Below are 18,333 nucleotides of genomic sequence, written 5' to 3'. Positions count from 1 at the left end.
GGCCGGCGAGGGCGGACTGCCTGAGCGGCTGACCAGGCGGCTCCTGGAGTCCGCCCTCGGAGACGAGATCAACGGCCACTTCGGCCATGGCACGTGCGCTCGGCCAGGTGGCGGGCAGCGCAGGCGAGCGGATCGGCACTGAACGCGGCGAACCTCCGTGGTACGGCGCCACCTCCGGCCGCCTGACGACGCCGCCGGACCGGCGCGGGCCGAGGCAGGAGAAGCCGGCACCGACGTCGGCCGCGGCGACCGCCGCACACTCCGTAGAGTGTGCCGTGTCGCGGTGCGGATGCGGTTCCGCCGGGGGAGGGAGCGTGCCATGGGTGCGTCGTACAGAGAGCAGGCCGGCGCCTTGCCTGTCAGCGCGGAGCAGGTCATCGCGGAGGCGCGAAAGGCGTTCTTCGTGATGTTCGGGTTCCTCGCGCTCGTCTGGGTTCTGCAGCTCGCCAACTCCGCTGGCCACTACGCTCTTTCCAGGGACTACGGCGTCAGGTCCGGCGACGTCGGCACGCTGCCCGACATCCTCGTCGCGCCTTTGCTGCACTGGAGCTGGGCACACATCGAGAGCAACTCCGGGCCACTGTTCGTCTTCGGTTTCCTCGCCGCCTACCGAGGGGTGGCCCGCTTTCTCGGTCTGAGCCTCCTGGTCGGCGTGACCAGCGGGCTCGCGGTGTGGTTCTTCGAACGAGGCGACGTGGACACGGTCGGCGCCAGCGGCCTGATCTTCGGATACTTCGGCTACGTCGTCGTACGCGGACTGTTCGACCGGCACCTGATCGACACGCTGATCGGTGTGGTCATGGCGGCTTCCTTCGCCTACCTGCTCACCGTGGCCGTCCCCGGAACGCCGGGAGTGAGCTGGCTGGCCCACCTGGGAGGGCTCGTCGGCGGCCTGGCGGGAGCCTGGCTCTTCCGCGACCGGCCCTCGCCGACCGCCGCAGGTGCGGGCTCTCGCCAGGGACCGGGGCCGGCCACGCGCGGCACCGTTCAAGTGCGCTCCGACCACCCGCGCGCCGACCTCCACAAGGAACTCGGCGACCTGGGCCTGCTCTAGACGGACCATCAGGACCGTCGCCGACCCGGTCCCAGCGGGACGGGTCACCAGGGTGCCGGCCGTACAGCGCCCAGCCGCCGACGCCGGACTGGCCCAGCTCGGTTCGGAGACGGACGCCGGTGCGGATCGCCTCCCGCGTCCAGCCGGTGATGTCGAGGGTCGCGTGCAGAAGCCTCCGTTGAGGTCGTACCAGTTCTGGTTGAACAGTGGGTACTTGGCGAAGGAGCCCTTGCCGCTGCTTGCGCAGAGCCGCAGCGTTCGGAGCCCGCAAGGATCCGCAGGCGCTCATGACGGGCAGAAGCCGTCCGAACCTCAGCCGGCGGGTGCATCGGCTCATCCGTTCACCGCGGAACCAAGGGGGGCAGCCGACGGGGTGCAGGGGTCGCTGGACCGGCTGACCGATGTTGCGAGGTGGATGGGCGCTACGGCTGCCATTTCCCGGTAGGGGTTCGCGGCCTGGGATACCTGGGCGTACCGCGCGCCCACTCGCCCTTCCGCTCGGGCCGGGGGCGGGGGCCTTGGCCGCTGCAGCGGCTGACGCCTTCGTTCTCGGACCGGCGTCCTGACTCATCAGGCAGTCCGGGGGCGGCCGAGGACGTGCCGGTAGACCGTCTGAGTGCTGACGTCGATCCCGGAGCCCGGCCCCGGGATGTCACCGGCCGACTGGGCACATACAGGCGCCGGTCCGCCCTCGGCTCCTCGGCCTCAGGGCCGGCAGGGGCATCCCGCTGCGGCCCCGGCTCCCTCAGAAGGGTTCGGCGGCCCGCAGGAGGTCTTGCGGGAGGTAGGGGGACTCGACGCGGATGGCCCAGCCGCGGCGGCGGGCGTGGCAGGCCAGGGCGAGGATGTCCAGGTTCACGGAGGCGTCCGGATCGTCGGCGCGGTCGGCGACCTGGTAGTGGTCGCGGTGGGCTTCGAGTGCGTCGGCCAGGGCCAGGTTGAAGCTCTCCTCGTCGCCGTCCACGAGCTGGGACAGCAGCACGGCCGGCGGCATGGCGAAGCCCCAGTCCTCGGCTTTCTCGGCCTGTTGCAGCGCCCGCTGCGCGGCCGGTTCGGGGTCGCTGCCCTTGAGGTAGGCGTGGAGGGCTTCGCGGTACGCGCTGAAGGCGGAGCCGTCCGGGCGGGCGAAGGCCGGGCCGGTGAGGACCAGCGGGGCGAGGTCCTCGCGTGCGCCGGTGATGAGGGCGAAGGCGGTGGCCGTCTGCCAGGTGCCGGCGCCGGCCTCCTCGCCCCGCTCGGCCCGGTAGCGCAGCGTGCGGCCGCCGATGGTCACCTCGGTCTCGGTGCCCGGCTCCGCGAGCGCGATACGGAAGAGGGCCGCCCCCATCTGGGAGGCCAGCCGGAGGTTCGCGAGCAGGGCGTCCGTGACCGAGGAGTCCCCCGCGCGCCACTTGAACAGGCGCTCCTGATCGCCCATGACGTCGCTGAGCCGCCGGACGGCGAGGGGGTCCCCGTCGTCGGCGGTGAACACCTCCTGGACGTCTTCCTCATACATGGCCTCGATCTCCGGGCTCACCGTCCGCTGGCGGGCGGGCCGTTCCACCACCAGCGGGCCCGCGGCGAGCGCGGCGACCGCGTCCGGGCGCCGGTTCCGGCCGAACCCGCCGACCCGGGGGCCTGGGGTCTCGAAGCCGGTGATCAGCGCGTGCGGGAGGTAGTCGGTGCGGACGGCCGGGGCCCAGCCCAGGGTCCGGTACGCGAGAGCGGCGAGGGCGATGGGAACGAGCGGGAGGAGAGTCCTCGGGGAGGCCGCGCCGCCGTGCAGGGCGGAGTGCCTGGCCAGGAGGTCGGCCAGCGCCGCATCGAAGGCCTCCCGGTCCTCGCAGATCAGGGCGCGCAGCGTGAGCAGCGCCGCACTGTCCGGCCGGTCCAGGAGCGGCTCGCCGGTCTCCTGGGCGCGGGTGCGGACGCGGTCCAGGGCCGCGTCGACGGCGGCGAGTTTGGCCTGCGCGCTCGGCGGATACTCCTCGTCGTCGCCGGTGTCGTCCAGGACCACGGCCGTCAGGCCGGTGGCGAGCTCACCGCTGGGCGTCCCCTGCGCCTGCTCGGCGAACTTCTCCCGGGCGAAGTGGAAGGCCTCGCCGTGCCACTTGGCCCTGCCCCTGAGGACCGCCAGGCAGAGAGCATCGATCCACTCCCAGGGCGTGACGCTCTCCTCGGGGGCATCCTCGCCGGGGTCGTAGCTCATGCCGAAGTTCACGTACTCCAGGAAGACCTGGAAGCTGCAGTGCGGGTGGTAGGCGGCGTAGGCGACGGCGCCGGCCGCGGCTTCGGAGGCGTCCTTGAGGGCGGCCTTGGCCTCCGGGGTGTCGAGGTCGGGTGTCCCGACGGAGAGGGCGCCCAGGTAGTCGAGGAACTCGTCCGCGATCGACTGCCATTCGTAGGTGGCCATCCGGCCGCCCCGCGACATGGACCGCACCTGTCCCCCGATGCGGTTCGTGAAGTCCTCGCACGCCGCCGACACGACGGCCCCGCCCACCTGGTGACGCTCTATTCGCACTGGCCCTGCTCCTTGATCGATCTCTGCGACAGCCAGCCTAGGCGCGGGATCTGACACACCGGCGACTGACCGCTGTGACCGGGCCCTGACGGGCCACGGGGCTTCCGTGGCAGGTGCGTCAGCGGCGGTACGTGTCGTGCTATCCCTGCAAGCCTCGCGAGCCCGGGCACAAGCCAGGCGGGGGAACAACGTCTCCAAACTCCGCGAAGAACACGCGAGCCATGGTCTCAGCCGTCACTGACACCGGCAGGGTGAGCGCAGGCTGGGACCTGCGCGCCGCGAAGGTCCCAACAGGGCGGCCAGCAGTGCGGGTTCGGCCCCATTCGTGCGGCATCATGGCCAGCCGGCGATGGCGTACCGGCCGGGAAGATCGCTGGGTATAGTTCAGGCGTTTCGGGGAACCGGCGACCCGGAGTCGGTCGACCTCACGCGCCACCTCGTGTTCATCTGCATCGGGGGCCCTGGCGGAGCCCCGATGACCACATCGCTGAGGAGGCCGTCCCATGGAACCCGCCACGCTGATCACAGGTGGCTCGACCGGAATCGGCGCCGCCACCGCCCGCGCCCTGCTCAAGCAGGGCCACCGCGTGGCCGTCACCGGACGTGACGCGGACAAGCTGGCCGCCTTCGCCTCTTCGGCCGGAGCGGCCGAGCGGCTGCTGACGATCACCGGCGACACCAGCGACGCGCACGACGTCGCCTCTGCTGTGCGCCGCGTGGTGGAGGCGTGGGGCCGACTGGACAACGTCATCGCCAACGCCGGTTTCTCACTGCCCGGCAACCTGGAGAGCCACGCCCCCGAGGACATGCGCGCCATGGTCCTCACCAACGTCCTGGGCCCGGCTCTGCTGGTGCGGGAGACCCTGCCACACCTGCGGGAGTCCAAGGGCCGGATCGTGATCATCGGTTCGGTCGCCGGGGTGCGCAACACGCCGGGCAACCTGTACTCGGTCACCAAATGGGCCGCCCACGCACTGGCCGAGAACACCCGGCTGCTGGTCGGCAAGGACGGGGTCGGCGTGACGGTCGTCGCCCCCGGGGTGGTGGACACCCCGTTCTGGGACGAGCGCGGTGGCACCCCTGAGGCGGCGCCGGTGATGACCGCCGAGCAGGTCGCGGACACGATTGTCTTCGCCGTCAATCAGCCCGCGGGTGTGGACATCAACCACATCACCATGCGGCCGACCGGACAGGCCGGCTGACGCCGTGCTCCCAACGACCGTACGACAAGGCGCCTTCGGCCCCTGCGCTTACCACGCGGTGCAGGACGAAGGCGGGTGATCACGCCCTTCAGTACCAGGGGCAGGGAGGTCACTACGCGCAGCCAGGCGAGGTCCTCCCGGGTGATCGAGGCGTGGAACTGCTCCTTGGATTGCCGGGCGATGGCCGGCTCCCCGTCCCGGCTGCCGTGCGAGGCGGCGATCACGTCGTGCGCCACGTTGACCGCTTGGATGCCGGGGGCATCGCGAACCCGTTGATGGCCTCCCGCCGGACAGAACGCCATCCTGGGCGCGTCGACGGTGAGGACCAGCGCGTGGAAACCGGCGGCCTCGGCCCGGCGGATCAGGTCACGGCGCTTGAGCCAATACAACTGCATCCACAGCGGGCCGGTGGCCGCGGCGGCGATGTCCACTGACACCTACCGCGTCACAAGATCAGCGCCAGAGCCCGTGATTCCCCAGGACTGCGGTCACGTAGTCCCCCAGGTCGTGGCCTCGAAGCCCGGACCGGTTGCGGTCAGCGGTGGTCCAGGAGGTCGGTGTCTCAGGATGTCGGCACCCGGTAGCGGTGTTTCTCGCCGACTGGGTCGATGAACCGGCCCCCGTTCGTTTCGATCACGCGCCGGGAGGCGATGTCCGTCTCGTCGACGGTCAGGAGGGCCTGTGTGATGCCGAGCGAACGAGCGATGGGCAATGCTGCGGCGAGCATCGCGGTCGCGTGTCCCTGTCCGCGGGCGCTGGGTCGCACGTCGTAGCCGATGTGGCCGCCGGCCTTCTCAAACGCCGGGGTCAGCCGGTGGCGAACGGCCAGTCTGCCCAGCATTTGATCGCCCTCGGCCCACCACAGCGTGGTCATCGGCACGAACCGATCGGCTCGCCCGGCTGCTTCGTCCCGTTCGCTCAGCAGGCGCGTCACGTAGGTGTTGAAGGCCGCGGTGCCGGTCAGGGGCTGGTGGGTCAACGTCGGTGATGCATCTTCCATGGCCTGGAGTTACACCGAACGTTTTACAGTCCCCACAAGAGACAGCAAGAGGGAGAGCGAAGGATGGATGTCGAGCTGTTGCCGCATGTCGGTGTCGCCTCGTTCCGGCTCGGCATGCCGTTGGACGAAGCCATGGCCGAAGCCGAGGCCTGGGGGTGCGTCGAGCACTCCTCGGAAGGGGGGCGCCCGCCGGGCAAGTACGTCGTCGCCAACGGCACGTACGACGTCGAGTTCGTGCTTCTCTTCGAGTCGGAGGAGAAGGAATGTCTGACCGGCATCGAAGTGTGGCGCTTCCGCGACGAGATGGCCGACATCCGCTTCCTCCTCGAGGGCATCGATGTCTTCCGCACACCGTCGGACGACCTGCCGGAGATCCTGCGGGCGCGCGGGCACGACGTCGTCGAGAGCGACTACGGATTCGAGGAGGTCACCGATCTGTCCGTACGGCTGGCGAACAACAGCAGCTTCGAATACCCCGTGGACGAGGAAGGCGACCCCCTCCACTACGACTACGTCCTGGTCTTCGACAAGAACTTCGCCTCCACCTGACCCCGGGCTTCCTCCCGGTGCTGATCGGCAGCCCAACCGCCTCGACGAGCCGGCCGGCGCGCTCGGCTTCGCGTGCCTGCTCCTCCTCGCCGAGGACAGCAGCGGCGCCCGCTTCCGCCACCACTTCGAGCCCACCGTCAGCGGTTGTCGGGGCTCAGCAGCGCGGCGGCCGCGGCGATGAAGGCGACGGATGCTTCCTTGGCCGTATGCCGCAGGGCGTCCAGCTCGGTCCGGTCGCCGGCCTTGCGCAGGGCATAGGTGGCATCTGCGGCCTGCTGGGCGGGGCCGGCCAGCTCGGGGACCAGGACCTGAAGGCGGATGTGGGGCGCGGTGATCGCCACCCGGGTGTCGTGGGACCTCGTCCGGGCCTCCAGTTGGTGCTCGGTGCCTGCCTCGGTCATGGCCAGACGCTCCCGGTGGAACATCGCCGAGCGGTGCGCGTCCAGGGCGGCCGCGAAGTCGGTGACGGCACCGAGCTGGTCCTGGCGATGGCTGTCGGCGCGCTCCTCTGCCCGTGCGGTGCGTGCCGAACGGTGCTGCAGGAGTCCGGCGGTCAGGGCACCGGCGAGGGTACCGAGTACGGCAACGATCGAAGGCCATATCGACATCAGCCGGCGGGTCCTCTCGGACAGTCGGTTTCGGCGGTGAGGCCGTCGGACAGCGAAGTACGCGGTGGCGCCTTCGCCGGCGAGGTTACGCCTGCGACGGACCGGACCTACCCCTTGCTGCCGGCTCCTGGGCGATGTTGCAGCAGGTCAGGGGTGCAAGACAGGTCGCTGTTGCGGCGCGGCGATGCGCACGACCAGCATCGTCGGCGTCGATGCCGTCGTCGACTGCCGCGAAACCCTCCGCCAGGCCCTCACCAACTGAACCGACGAACGGCCCTCAGGCATCGGTCAGGCGCCATCCAGCCGCGGTCGGTACGGCGCGGTGGTGCGGTCTGGACCGGGAAGTCCTCCGCGGTAATGCGGTGACGCCCTGGTGGGGGGCCTGCACGGCCGGGGAGCCGTCCCTGCCCCAGGTGCGGTGCAGGCCTGCCTCGAGCGGCGCACATGACCACCTGGCCGAGCACCGTATGGAGCGGGTGGATTTCAACCAGCTGCCGGCTCAGGCCCGCGATGCAGCAGAGCCGGAGACGGAACCTATTCGGCGCTCGGACCGGTGTCCAGGTCGATCCTGTCGTTGATCTTGCCGGTTACCGCGTCAACAAGGGCTGTCCTGGCGTCCGTTGGGGAGTCGCTGGGTACGCCGTCCAGGGCAGCGCCGTCCTGTACAACGTTCTTGGGCGTGATCATCCAGTACGGGTGCCACGGCCCTGCTCATCGCGTACAGCGAGAAGCACGGACGAAGCCACCTGATGACCGGCCAGCGCCACGGAAGCGGCGTCGACATCCTGGCCTTGGCTGATGCGGACCTTGGGCAGCGCAAGGTCCATCACATGACGTGCGGCGAATGACGCCACGTGGCCACCGGCCCTGATCACCACGTCCATGCGCATCGGCATCATGACGTCGTCTTTGTAGCGGCGCCAGGACACCAGGCGCGCCTCGTCGTGGGGGCCCACCCGGCTGATGGACTGCTTCGCCGACAGTGCCCATGGGAAGTGGTCGTCGATGAAGCGCTTCGCCACCTTGGCCGCTTCCTCGTCGGACACGTGGTCCTGCGTGGGTGCTCCGCGTTCAGGCTCCGGATCGATCATTCCGGACTGCACTTCTCGTGAAAGCCAGTCGATCAACAAGGACCCCTTGTCGGTGCCGAGCTCCACGGTTCCCGTGTCTCCGGGGCCCGGAGCGAACTGAACCTTCACGACGTGTGCCGTGGCCGGCAGGAACTCCCTGGCTGCTTCCAGGGCCGTCTTACGCTGCGGACCGGATGCGTCGTGCGCCCACGCCACGTCGGACATGACGGGTGTCACCAGGGTGGCGCAGAGCGCGGCGATGGCGATCATGGCGGCGGAGAAGGCCGGCACGAAGCTTCGGCCGGGCCGGGTGAGATGAGTGCTGCGGTGCCGGTACCAGAGGACGAACGCGGCTGCTGCGGTGCCGATGAGTGCGCCGGTGCTGTTCGTGAGCCAGTCGGTGCTGTCGCAGGCGCGGCCCATGCCCGGAGTGACGGCCTGGACGGCTTCGATGCCTGCGGACAGTCCGACGAGGGCGAGTGCGACAGAGACGGGGCGTCGTGAGAGCCAGGTCCAGGCCGCCGCGGCGGGTAGGAACAGCGTGATGTTCATGAGGCCCTGCGTGGTGACGGCACCGATGAGAGGGGCACGTTCGATGTAGCAGACGTTGTTCGCGGGGGCGTTGAGGGAGAGCGGGTACAGCGTTGAGCCTCGAGGAGTCGGAGAGGACCGACACACGCTTCACCATGACCTCAAGTATCCCGGCCGCACACCGAGGTGGTGTCCCCCGGCCGGGCCTGGCGGGGTTGGTACCAAGTAGGTACCATCGGAGCATGCCGTCACTGAACGTGTCCTTCTCCGACGAGGAAATGGAAGGCGTCCGCGCCGCCGCCGCCGCCGAGGGCAAGAGCCTGAAGCAGTACCTGCACGATCTCGGGGTCCGGGAGATGCACCGCAAGCGGTTCGTCGCCGGCGCCGCCGCCTGGGCCGACCGGCTGCGCGGGGAGTTCGACGAGGCCTTCCCCGAGGAGGTCCCGCCCTCCGGGCGCGGCGGCGGGGCCGCGGCCGCCTGATGGTTCTGCACATCGACGTCTCCTGGCTGCTCGACGTCCAGGAGGCGGCCCTCGGGCACGAGGACGTGACGGTGTCCGACTACTCGGCGCTGGTGGCCGCCGTCGCGCGGCACAGGACCAAGCTGCCGACGCTGGAGACGGCCGATCCGGATGCCGCCTGGCGTGCGGCCGCGCTGCTGCACACGATCGTGCGCCTGGAACCGCTTCCGCACCGCAACAGCCTTTTCGCCGCTTTCGTGGCCGCCCAGTACATGGACCAGTCCGGTGAGGGCATCGATCCGCCGTACGGCGCGCTGTCCGACCTCGTCCGCAAGGTCCGGGACACCCGCCTGAGCGTCTATGCCGTCGCCGAGGCGCTGCGTTCCTGGAAGATCTGATCGCCCCCCGCTGTGCCCGCTGCGCCCGCCATAGCGTTCACTCTCAAATCATTGCAACGAACACGAGGGAGAGCGTTGCATTAGAACAATGACCGTTGCAACGAAATCTCTTGTTCTAGCTGCGGATATAGCAACTGGAAGCAATAGGCGTGTTGCCAGTCTCCTGAAAGCAACGTAGCGTTTCCATCATCGGAAACGACGAGCCGAAGGAGCGCACCATGCAGAAGAACCAGGGCACCATCCAGAAGTTCGACACCCCCGCCCCCATCGCGGCCGTCCTGGACATCCCCATCGGACACATCCGGTTCGTCGCCGCCGAGCGCGCCGACACCACCGTCGAGGTCCTGCCCGCCAACCCGTCCAAGAGCCGCGACGTCAAGGCCGCGGAGCTGGTCACGGTCGCCTACGACAACGGCGTGCTGCGGGTCGAGATCCCGGCGGAGCGCAAGGAGACGCTCGGCCACCCCGGATCCCTCGAGGTCACCGTCCAACTGCCCGCCGGCTCCCGCGTCGAGGCCAGGACCGCCGTCGCCGAGGTCCGCGGCGTCGGACGCCTCGGGGACGTCACCCTCGAAGGCGCCCAGTGCACGGTCCAGTTCGACGAGACCGCGAGCGCCCGCCTCACCCTCGCCACCGGCGACATCACCGTCGGCCGTCTGAACGGCCCCGCCGAGATCACCACCGACAAGGGCGACATCACCGTCACCGAAGCCCGTCACGGCACCGTCACCCTGACCACCCAGCACGGCGACATCACCGTCGGCGCCGCCCAGGGAGTCTCCGCCACCCTCGACGCCGGCACCTCCTACGGCCGGATCGCGAACTCCCTCAAGAACAGCGACGGCGCCGCGGCCGGCCTCGACATCCACGCCACCACCTCCTACGGCAACATCACCGCCGCCGGCCTCTGAGAAGAAGCTCGGGGCAGGCCGGGGGCGGCGGGGAAGAGCAGCCGACAAGGCTCCCGTGCCGGTGAGTTGAGGCGCCGGACACCTCACTCAGCGGCACGGGAGCCTTGTCCGTCGCCGACGCGGCCGGCGAGGCCCGCACATCCCCGGAAGACGCACGGCGATCGGGTCCTGAGGGTGTCTCACCCGCTCGGATGCGCTCGGCGGGCAACTGGTTGCGCGGGTGTGCATGGTGAGTGCATGAACACTACACCTCACCCCAAGAAGACCGTTTCCTGGATTCCGCGAGTGTTCGCGGTCACCGCCGCCGTGGGCATCGCCTGTGCGGCGGGGATGGCGACCGCCACATCCGCCGTGGCCGCGGCGCCTGCCACGCACGTCGCCGCCAAGGCCGGCCCAGCCTACGGCCACGGCGGCGGCGGTGGCGGCGAAGAGAACCAGTGCGGCAACGGTCTCCTGCCCATCCTCAACTTCTGCAACTGACGGACAGCAGAGGGAAGTTCCTGCCCGTCAACCACACAACCGCACATGGAAGAAGTCCATCCGTCCCCAGGGCGGTCAGGAGCAGGGACAGGATCCCTCTTCCCGACCGCCCTGCCGACCGCCCCGGCCCACCCCGCAACCCCGCCTGCCCGGCGCCCGCCTGAGCACGGTGACAGCTGAGTACGCGTACTCATGCGGTCCCTCCAGCTGCCGTTCACTGTGGTCATGGAGGCGGAAGGGGCGACGGTGGTGGGGCGTCGACGGCATGCCAGAGCCGTTCTGGCCATGGTGGGCAGCATGGCGCTGCTGGCGGTGTCCGCCTGTTCGCAGGACGGCGCCACCAGCGCGAAGACCGTCCGCGAGCTCGCCGGCAGTGCCGAGGCGGTCAGGGCCCGCACGCGGGCGGAGCAGCAGATCCGGGAGACCATCGCCCACTGGGACGCCCGTACCCCGCTCACGCTCGGCCTGGTCACCGTGGACGACTTCTGCAAGGGCGGGCGGGCGGAGGAGTTGTTCTTCCAGGACGGGGACGACCGGTACGAGATCCGCTGCATGATGTTCGTCAACGCCTACTTCGGCGCCGACCCCCGCCATGTGTCCGCCACCCTCGACGGCATCCTCACCGCAGGCGACGCCGCCGGCTCCCCCATCCCCTTCGGCCACGACTTCTTCTACGCGACCAGGGTCGTCGACTACTACCGGGGCAGGACGGGCGACCCGGCCGGCCCGGGGACCGGTGAGCCGAAGGAACTGTTCGACGCGGGTTCGGGCACACTCTCCTGGGACCAGGTCCGCCAGAGGGGAAGGCGTGAGCTGGTCGGGGAACCACCGGCCTGCTCCCCGGGCGATCCGCCTGTCCAGCGGTGCCTGCGTGAGCCGGCCCCCGCCACCGTCGCGAAGCTGCGGCGCCGGTACGGCATGGTGTTCAAGCTCTCCTTCCCCTCCCAGGACTACTTCACCGTCTACAAGGACGGTCAGACGGTCAGCGGCTGATCCGGGGCCCGTCACGCTGCCCACGGCCGCGCCCCCGACCTCCGTTCCAACGGCGCTCGAGCAGCGAGTGGCAGGGTGCCCCGAGACCCGTATTCAGGCCGTGCCGGTATGCCGTGCCGTTTATGCCGTGCCGTGTATTCGGCATGCCCTCAGCCAATTCTGGCGGCCGGACTACGGGAATTCACTTGCTTCTGGCTCGAGTCGGCGTGGAGCGGCGCGGGAAAGTCTTGACCCGGCACTCGCGGATATTTAATGTAACCGGCACCTGTCAACGGCAGGCATCGCCAATTGATGCGAAAAGGGGTAAGGGAATGTCCCTGAACGACAAGCTCAAGGCCACCGACGACGAGGCTCTCCTCCAGGCTGCCGACGCCGAGGTCGAGGAGCTCTCCAACCAGTCGCGCCCGATGCTGATTTCCGAGATCAACGAGGCCTGACCGGTTGTGCTTCGGACAGGCCCCGGGGGCGGCCGGACGTCGCTCCCGGGACTGTCCGGAACCAGACGTCTTTAAGGATCTTCCGTGGGTACTGAACATCCGCTCACTCGTCTTGTGGACGAGAAGGATTTGCTGGGTACGTACTGGAACAAGAAACACGGATTGTTCAAGCGGGCGTGTCCGGTGGACGGCTTGATTCACGAGTCCGAAATCCAGGACATGCTCGACACGGGGCTGCTGCGCTGGCCGTACTTCACACTTCTCAAAGAGGGACAGCAGCCGGAGATCCTCGCATTCACCAAGACGCGGAATGTGGCCGGGAGCGCCGTACCGTGGTTCGCCGACGCGGCGAAGGTGCGCGCGCTGCTCGCGGCCGGCGCGACCATGAAGATGAGCCAGCTGGAGGACTGGCACCGTCCGCTGCGGACGGTGCTGCGGGAGATCGAGGCCCGCCTGCCCGCCGAGCTCAAGGCCTATGTGTTCTACACGCCGCGCGACAACACGGGCATGCTTCCCCACCGTGACGGGTCGCACGTGCTCGCGGTGCAGATCGCCGGCGCCAAGGAATGGCGGATCTACGACGAGCCCCGGGAGATCGACTCCCGCTCCGGTCTCGATGTGGACGTGGACAGCCACGCGCACTCCTTCGTCATGGAGCCCGGCGACGTCCTGTACCTGCCGCACGGCATGCCGCACGTGGCGACGGCCCGCGAAGGCACCTCGCTGCACGTGACGTTCACCATCACCGAACCCACCCCGCGGGACCTGGTCGAGTCCCTGCTGACCCTCTTCGCAGAGGACCGCGACCGCCTGCGGGAACGTCCGCGTGCGACGCCGGAGGCCGAGGCGGAGGCGGTGACCAAGGCACTGCTCGACCACGTGGGTTCCGTGGACGCAGGACTGCTCGTCGACACGGCAGTGGCCACGATGAGGAACAGGACGGCGTGAATCCATGACCACCGTGCAGAGTGCGCAGCGGCTGAGCGAGCTCGTCGGCGACACCGGCGCCTTCTTCGCCGATGTCTGGGGGGTGCGTGCCGCGACGTTCCGGTGCGCCGCCGTCCCCGCCCTGCTGTCCGCCGCCGAGATCTGGGACGCGTTCGACTGCGGGCTGCTCGTCGCGCCGTACTTCAGCGTCGCCCGGGACGGCGTGAGCGCCCCGGCCGCGGACATCACCGTGACCCGCAAGGTGCAGCAGAAGCCGAGGGCCCGGTACGCGAACGCCGCGGGTGTGCGCAGGTGGTTCGAGGCGGGTTGCACGGTCGGCCTGCGTCAGGCCGACCACTGGCATGCCGGCCTGAAGGACGTCGTCGGCGCGCTGCGCGAGGAGTTGCGGGCCGACGTACGGGCTTCGGTGTTCCTCAGCCCGCCGCCGGCCCCGGACGACGCCGGGGGCGAGGTCCGTACCGAGGCGGCCCATCTGTTCGTGCTGCAGCTCGAGGGCGAGTCCCGGTGGAACCTGGGTGAGGAAGGTCGCCGTACGCAGGCGGCGCTGACCCCGGGAGGCGTCCTGTATCTGCCGCCGGGGCTTGAGCACACCGTGGCCGCGCACCAGGGGGATGCCCTGTACGCCGTCCTGAGCGTGCGGCGGCCGAGCCCCCGCGACCTGGCCGAGGTGGCGCTGGCCGGGTTCCTGAGGAGCGCCCCGGCGGAGGCGATCGCGGGCAGGCACCACTACATGTCCCTGGAGGAGAAGGTGGGTTGGCTGCGCCGTGAACTGACCGCCCATCTCGCCGGGCAGGACATCGACGACCTGGTGGCGACGGCGGTCGGGATGCATCAGCGGGGCGGACAGGCCTGAGCGCATGACGAGGGTGTCGGAGGGCGGGGGCCCGGGCGCGGCGGCTGTCGAGGTGCTGCTGGCGCAGCCCCGGGTCCAGGTGGCTCACCGTCTCGGCTCCGGTCTCCTGATCGAGGCGGAGCTGCGGCGGGCCGGCCGCCGGGACCTCGTGCCGTTCGTGCTCGGCCATGCCCGCGGGCCCGGCGGTGACCTGGTCCTGGAGCACGCTCATGCCGCGGCGTCGTCGGTGACGGTCACCGGGGGCGGCGGCTATCTGTTCCTGTCCGACCGGCGTGCCGGCGACGAGGCGGCGCCGGGGTGCGGTGGCCGCTCCCTGTGGCTGCACCGGCCGCAGGCGCCGCGCGAGCCGCGGCTCGTCCTGGGTGCGCCGCGCGGTGTCGTCTCCTATGCGGCGGCGGGGGCGGCGGCCGTCGCGGCGGTCTGGGTCAGGGCCGGGGCGGCGTCCCTGGCCGAGGACCGGGAGCTGCGCGCCGCCGATGCCCCGGACGGGGACACGGTCACGCTGGTGCGGGGTGATCTGTGGCCGCAGTCGCAGTACCACACGCCCGGCGAGGTGCTGCGGGTGCTGCGCGTCGGCCTGTCCGGCGGCGCGTGCGGCCCCGGCGCCGCCGAGCTGCTCGCGCTGCCGCTCGGGGAGGATGTGCGGCTGACCGGGGAACTGGCGCTGACGCCGGACGGTCTGCGGTGCGCCGCGGGAGTGGCGCGTTTTCTGCGCGGTGGGCATCGACGTCACGGGCTGCTGGTGTTCGCCCTGTCGGATCCCGCGGGCGCGCGTGCGGTGTGGGCGCAGGACGACGACCTGTCGGAGCCGGTCGCGGCTCCCGACGGCGCCTGGTTCGCGTGCACCGCGGAGCGGATCGCGCGCCCCGGGCTCGGCCCGCGGCAGGAAGCGGTGCTGGTCGCCGCCGACGGCTCCGCGGTGGTCCGCGTCGCCCCCCGGCACGCCGACTGGCTGCGCCCACAGGCCTGGTCCGCGGCGGACACGTTGCTGTGCACCGGGCAGGAGGCGGGCCGGCGGCACCTGTGGCGGGTGCGGACCGGCGACGGCGCGGCCGAACGGGTCGAGGCCGGGGGTTCGGTGCAGGCGGTGACCGTGTCGGGCGGGGAGCTGCTGGTGGTGCGCTCCCGGATCGACCTGCCCCCCGAGGTGGTGTCGCTTCCGGCGGACGCGGCCGGCGCCGGATCCGGCGCCGGGACGCGGCCGTCCGTGCCGGCCCTGGTGGCCGCCCCGGCCGCTGCCGCCACCCCGGCGGGGCGCATGGAGCGACGGGACTACCGGGCGCCGGACGGGTCGACGTGGCACAGCTGGCTGTGCCTGCCCGACTCCGATCCCGGGCATGAGCTTCCGGTGCTCGTCTGGTGCCACGGCGGGCCGTTGCTGAGCTGGACGGACTGGTCGTGGCGGTGGAATCCGTGGCCGTTCGTGGCCGAGGGCTATGCCGTGCTCATGCCGGATCCCCCGCTGTCCCTCGGGTACGGGCAGCAGGCCGTGGAACGCGGCTGGGGCCGCTGGACGTCCGAGGTCGCCGCCGTCGCCGCGGCCCAGGTGGCGGACGCGCTGGCGCACCCGCTGCTCGATGCGGGGCGGGTCGCCGTCATGGGGGGCAGTTTCGGCGGCTATCTGTCGCTGGCCCTGGCCACGCTGCTGCCCTCGGTCCGCCTCGCCGTCAGCCACGCGGGCTGGGCCGACTTCGCCGCGGTCGCGCGCGTGTGCGATCTGCACTGGCACTGGCTGCGAGAGTACGGGGCCGTGGACGAGGCCGCCGCCTACCGCCGCGAGAGCCTGCCGCTCGAGGCGATCGGGTCCGCCACCCGGGTCCTGCTGTCCCACGGGTGCCTGGACACGCATGTCCCGGCCGGCGAGTCCCGCGCGATCTACCGGTCGCTGGACGGCCGGGGCGTCGACGTGGAGCTGATGCTCCTGCCCGACGAGGGACACAGCATTCGCAAACCCGCCAACGCGGCGGCCTGGTTCCGATGGGTCCTGGAGGCGTGTCATGCCGTCCTGGGCAGCCCGTCCCTGGTGAAGGGATCCCGTTCACGATGACCACAGCCGTGCTGAACCCGCCGGCCAGCGCCGGCCGCCGGCACTGGTTCCCGCACGAGTCCGAGAACCCGGTGACGGCCTGCGGCACCTCGCTGCGCACGCGCACCCTGGAGGAGACCGAGGCGCTGGCGCAGGCGTCCCTGGAGCGCTGCGGCATCACACGGATCGCCGACGTCACCGATCTCGACGTCCTCGGCATCCCGGTGTTCCACAGCACGCGCCCGGCGGCGGCACCCGGCCTCAACACGGTGACCAGCGGCAAGGGGGCGACCCCGCGGGCCGCGCGGGTCTCCGCCATGATGGAGGCGATCGAGCGGACCTGGTGCGAGCCGCCGGCCGACCCGGCGCCGCCGTTGGCCTCGTACGCCGAACTGCGCCGGCGGGGCGTGCCGGTGCTCGACCCGCGGCGGCTGATCCTGCGGCGGGGACACACCTGGACCGAGGACGCGCTCATCCACTGGTGGCCGGTGCGGGAGCTGTTCAGCGACACCGAGGTGTGGGTTCCCGCCCTCGCGGTGTTCACCCCCTACCCGCACGAGTGCAAGATGGCCAGCTCGAACGTGATCGGTCTCGCGGTCGGCAACAGCCCGCAGGAGGCGCTGCTGCACGGGCTGCTGGAGGCCGTCGAGCAGGACTGCACGGCGTTCGGCGAGACGCTCAGGCGCGGTCACCGCGTCCGCCTCGACTCGCTGCCCGAGGGCCCGGCCGCGCTGGTGGAGCGGTTCCGGAGCAAGGGCGTCAACGTCCAGGTCTTCAGCTACGTCAACGAGATCGGGGTGCCCGCCATGTTCGCCACCACCGACGACACGCACGCCGAGGACGGGATGCTGATCAACGGGGGCGGCGGTGCCCACCTCGACCCGCTCGTGTCGGTCACCCGCGCCCTGACGGAGGCGGCCCAGTCCCGGCTCGCGGTCATCAACGGCGCCCGGGAGGACCTCAACAGCCAGGCCTACCGGCGGCACGCGTCGTACGAGGCCATGCGGGAGATGCTGCACGCCTGGAGCGCCGAGCGCACGGAGATCGACTTCGGCGAGCTGCCCAACGCCAGTACCGGCACCACACGCGGCGACCTGGAGCGGGTGCTCGACGGGCTCGACAAGGCGGGGCTCTCGCTGGTGTTCGCCGCCGAACTCGCCCCGGACGACTTCCCGTTCTCCGTGACCCAGGTCATCGTGCCCGGGCTGGAGGTGTACCACCACGACAACGCGCGGCTCGGTACGCGGCTGCGCCGCGCGATGGTGGCCGCGGGGATGGCGAGGCCCCTGCGATGACCACCGCGACCACCGACCTCGTCGTCTTCACCGGGCCGTCCCTGCGCGCGTCGGACCTGCCGCCGCTGCAGGGCCTCGCCGCCCGGCTCGGCCGTCGCCTCCAGCTGCGCCCGCCGGTGCGCAGGCTCGATCTGCTGGACCTGGCCGACTCGGCCGCCGGCACCGAAGTCCTCATGCTGGACGGGGAGTTCGGGCAGCGGCTGGCCGTCAGCATCGCCGAGGTGCGCGCGGTGCTGGCCGCCGGGCAGCCGCTCACCGGCGCGTCCTCCATGGGCGCCCTGCGGGCCGTGGAATGCCGCACGCTCGGCATGAAGGGGAGCGGCTGGGTGTTCGAGCAGTACCTGTCGGGGGCCGTCGACTCCGACGGCGACGTGGCGCTGCTGTACGACCCCGAGGACTTCACGCCCGTGACGATCCCCCTGGTGAACGTGCGCTGGCTGCTCGCGCAGAAGCGGGGTGCGGGGCTGCTGTCGCCCGCCGCGGCGCGGGCGGCGCTGCACACGGCCAAGGGGCTGCACTTCCGCGACCGGCGGCCCTCGGTGCTGCTGCGGCGGTGGCGGCAGGAGCTGCCCGCGGACGCGGTGGAGGTCCTCGGGCCGGAGCTGGCGGACGAGCGGCGCGACGGCTGGGACCGCAAGCGCCTGGACGGCCTCCGGGCGGTGCGGGCCGCGCTGGGCGCGGACGAGCCGGAGGCTGCGTGACGGGTGAGCACTGGGCGGCATGGTGCCGGGGCCGTGTGATCCCAGGGCCGCGTGGTCCCGGGGCCGCAGGGTCCCGGCGCCGCATGGTCCCAGGGCCGCACGATCCCGGCGCCGCACGGTCCCAGGGCCGCACGATCCCGGCGCCGCATGGCCCCAAGGCCGCACGGTCCCGGCGCCGCACGGTCCCAGGGCCACACGGTCCCAGGGACCGCATGGTCCCGGCGCCGCACGGTCCCAGGGCCGCGTGGTCCCAGGGCCGCATGATCCCGGCGCCGCACAGTCCCGGCGCCGCACGATCCCGGCGCCGCACGATCCC

The 18,333-nt window shown here is 71.1% G+C and carries 19 protein-coding genes; 14 read left to right on the top strand and 5 right to left on the bottom strand.

The features are described from left to right. The first annotated feature begins 319 nt into the window (after positions 1 to 319). Positions 320 to 1,054, top strand: a complete 735-nt coding sequence (locus ABB07_RS40120) for a rhomboid family intramembrane serine protease (RefSeq protein ID WP_208903975.1) — start codon at positions 320 to 322, stop codon at positions 1,052 to 1,054. 745 nt (positions 1,055 to 1,799) lie between these two features. Here the strand turns inward: ABB07_RS40120 and ABB07_RS40115 are convergent. Beyond that, on the bottom strand, positions 1,800 to 3,533 hold the full coding sequence (locus tag ABB07_RS40115; protein WP_208904003.1) for an immunity 49 family protein: 1,734 nt from the start codon (positions 3,531 to 3,533) through the stop codon (positions 1,800 to 1,802). Positions 3,534 to 4,057: 524 nt separating this feature from the next. On the opposite strand from ABB07_RS40115, the gene ABB07_RS40110 reads away from it, so the two are divergent. Next, positions 4,058 to 4,756, top strand: a complete 699-nt coding sequence (locus ABB07_RS40110; RefSeq protein WP_208903974.1) for an SDR family oxidoreductase — start codon at positions 4,058 to 4,060, stop codon at positions 4,754 to 4,756. Here ABB07_RS40110 and ABB07_RS40105 read toward each other — a convergent pair. Continuing rightward, positions 4,696 to 5,187 carry an alpha-hydroxy-acid oxidizing protein gene (locus ABB07_RS40105; RefSeq protein ID WP_244189855.1) on the bottom strand — a complete coding sequence of 164 codons (492 nt, stop codon included), beginning with the start codon at positions 5,185 to 5,187 and terminating at the stop codon, positions 4,696 to 4,698. The genes ABB07_RS40110 and ABB07_RS40105 overlap by 61 nt on opposite strands. Positions 5,188 to 5,318: 131 nt before the next feature. Continuing rightward, positions 5,319 to 5,756 (bottom strand): GNAT family N-acetyltransferase, encoded by a 438-nt coding sequence (locus ABB07_RS40100; RefSeq protein WP_208903973.1) that lies wholly within the window; start codon positions 5,754 to 5,756, stop codon positions 5,319 to 5,321. 63 nt (positions 5,757 to 5,819) lie between these two features. Between ABB07_RS40100 and ABB07_RS40095 the strand changes: the two genes are divergently transcribed. Continuing rightward, complete coding sequence (locus ABB07_RS40095) at positions 5,820 to 6,305, top strand: hypothetical protein (RefSeq protein WP_208903972.1); 486 nt, start codon at positions 5,820 to 5,822, stop codon at positions 6,303 to 6,305. Between the two features lie 137 nt (positions 6,306 to 6,442). Here ABB07_RS40095 and ABB07_RS40090 read toward each other — a convergent pair whose 3' ends face one another. Together ABB07_RS40090 and ABB07_RS40085 are read right to left on the bottom strand one after the other, a co-directional pair. Next, positions 6,443 to 6,913, bottom strand: a complete 471-nt coding sequence (locus ABB07_RS40090) for a hypothetical protein (protein WP_244189854.1) — start codon at positions 6,911 to 6,913, stop codon at positions 6,443 to 6,445. A gap of 683 nt (positions 6,914 to 7,596) precedes the next feature. Further along, positions 7,597 to 8,535, bottom strand: coding sequence for a VanZ family protein (locus ABB07_RS40085; RefSeq protein ID WP_208903971.1), 939 nt, complete (start codon positions 8,533 to 8,535; stop codon positions 7,597 to 7,599). A gap of 221 nt (positions 8,536 to 8,756) precedes the next feature. On the opposite strand from ABB07_RS40085, the gene ABB07_RS40080 reads away from it, so the two are divergent. The 11 genes from ABB07_RS40080 to ABB07_RS40035 all read left to right on the top strand — a co-directional run bounded on the left by ABB07_RS40080 (position 8,757) and on the right by ABB07_RS40035 (position 18,017). Next, a complete protein-coding gene (locus tag ABB07_RS40080; protein WP_208903970.1) occupies positions 8,757 to 8,996 on the top strand; it encodes a hypothetical protein in 240 nt (79 codons plus the stop codon). Continuing rightward, the gene (locus ABB07_RS40075) at positions 8,996 to 9,373 is read left to right on the top strand and encodes a toxin Doc (protein WP_208903969.1); all 378 of its coding nucleotides are present in this window, start codon (positions 8,996 to 8,998) and stop codon (positions 9,371 to 9,373) included. Before ABB07_RS40080 ends, ABB07_RS40075 begins: the two co-directional genes overlap by 1 nt. A 239-nt stretch (positions 9,374 to 9,612) precedes the next feature. Continuing rightward, positions 9,613 to 10,284 (top strand): DUF4097 family beta strand repeat-containing protein, encoded by a 672-nt coding sequence (locus ABB07_RS40070; protein WP_208904000.1) that lies wholly within the window; start codon positions 9,613 to 9,615, stop codon positions 10,282 to 10,284. 237 nt (positions 10,285 to 10,521) lie between these two features. Next, positions 10,522 to 10,764: a hypothetical protein gene (locus tag ABB07_RS40065; protein WP_208903968.1), complete on the top strand. Its 243-nt coding sequence runs from the start codon at positions 10,522 to 10,524 to the stop codon at positions 10,762 to 10,764. Between the two features lie 225 nt (positions 10,765 to 10,989). After that, positions 10,990 to 11,757 (top strand): hypothetical protein, encoded by a 768-nt coding sequence (locus ABB07_RS40060; RefSeq protein ID WP_208903967.1) that lies wholly within the window; start codon positions 10,990 to 10,992, stop codon positions 11,755 to 11,757. Positions 11,758 to 12,068: 311 nt separating this feature from the next. After that, entirely contained in the window at positions 12,069 to 12,194 is a 126-nt protein-coding gene (locus ABB07_RS41655) for a hypothetical protein (RefSeq protein WP_279617438.1), read from the top strand. A 192-nt stretch (positions 12,195 to 12,386) separates the two neighbouring features. Continuing rightward, complete coding sequence (locus ABB07_RS40055) at positions 12,387 to 13,142, top strand: JmjC domain-containing protein (RefSeq protein ID WP_341845927.1); 756 nt, start codon at positions 12,387 to 12,389, stop codon at positions 13,140 to 13,142. A 4-nt stretch (positions 13,143 to 13,146) separates the two neighbouring features. After that, positions 13,147 to 13,995: a cupin domain-containing protein gene (locus ABB07_RS40050; RefSeq protein ID WP_208903965.1), complete on the top strand. Its 849-nt coding sequence runs from the start codon at positions 13,147 to 13,149 to the stop codon at positions 13,993 to 13,995. 4 nt (positions 13,996 to 13,999) lie between these two features. Then, on the top strand, positions 14,000 to 16,042 hold the full coding sequence (locus ABB07_RS41650; protein WP_208903964.1) for a S9 family peptidase: 2,043 nt from the start codon (positions 14,000 to 14,002) through the stop codon (positions 16,040 to 16,042). Then, entirely contained in the window at positions 16,039 to 17,316 is a 1,278-nt protein-coding gene (locus tag ABB07_RS40040) for a YcaO-like family protein (protein ID WP_208903963.1), read from the top strand. Before ABB07_RS41650 ends, ABB07_RS40040 begins: the two co-directional genes overlap by 4 nt. Continuing rightward, positions 17,313 to 18,017 (top strand): TfuA-like protein, encoded by a 705-nt coding sequence (locus ABB07_RS40035; RefSeq protein ID WP_208903962.1) that lies wholly within the window; start codon positions 17,313 to 17,315, stop codon positions 18,015 to 18,017. Before ABB07_RS40040 ends, ABB07_RS40035 begins: the two co-directional genes overlap by 4 nt. Positions 18,018 to 18,333 lie beyond the last annotated feature (316 nt).

The sequence above is a fragment of the Streptomyces incarnatus genome, from assembly GCF_001027185.1.
Taxonomy (GTDB): Bacteria; Actinomycetota; Actinomycetes; order Streptomycetales; family Streptomycetaceae; genus Streptomyces; species Streptomyces puniciscabiei.
This window is presented reverse-complemented; position numbering and strand designations above follow the sequence as displayed.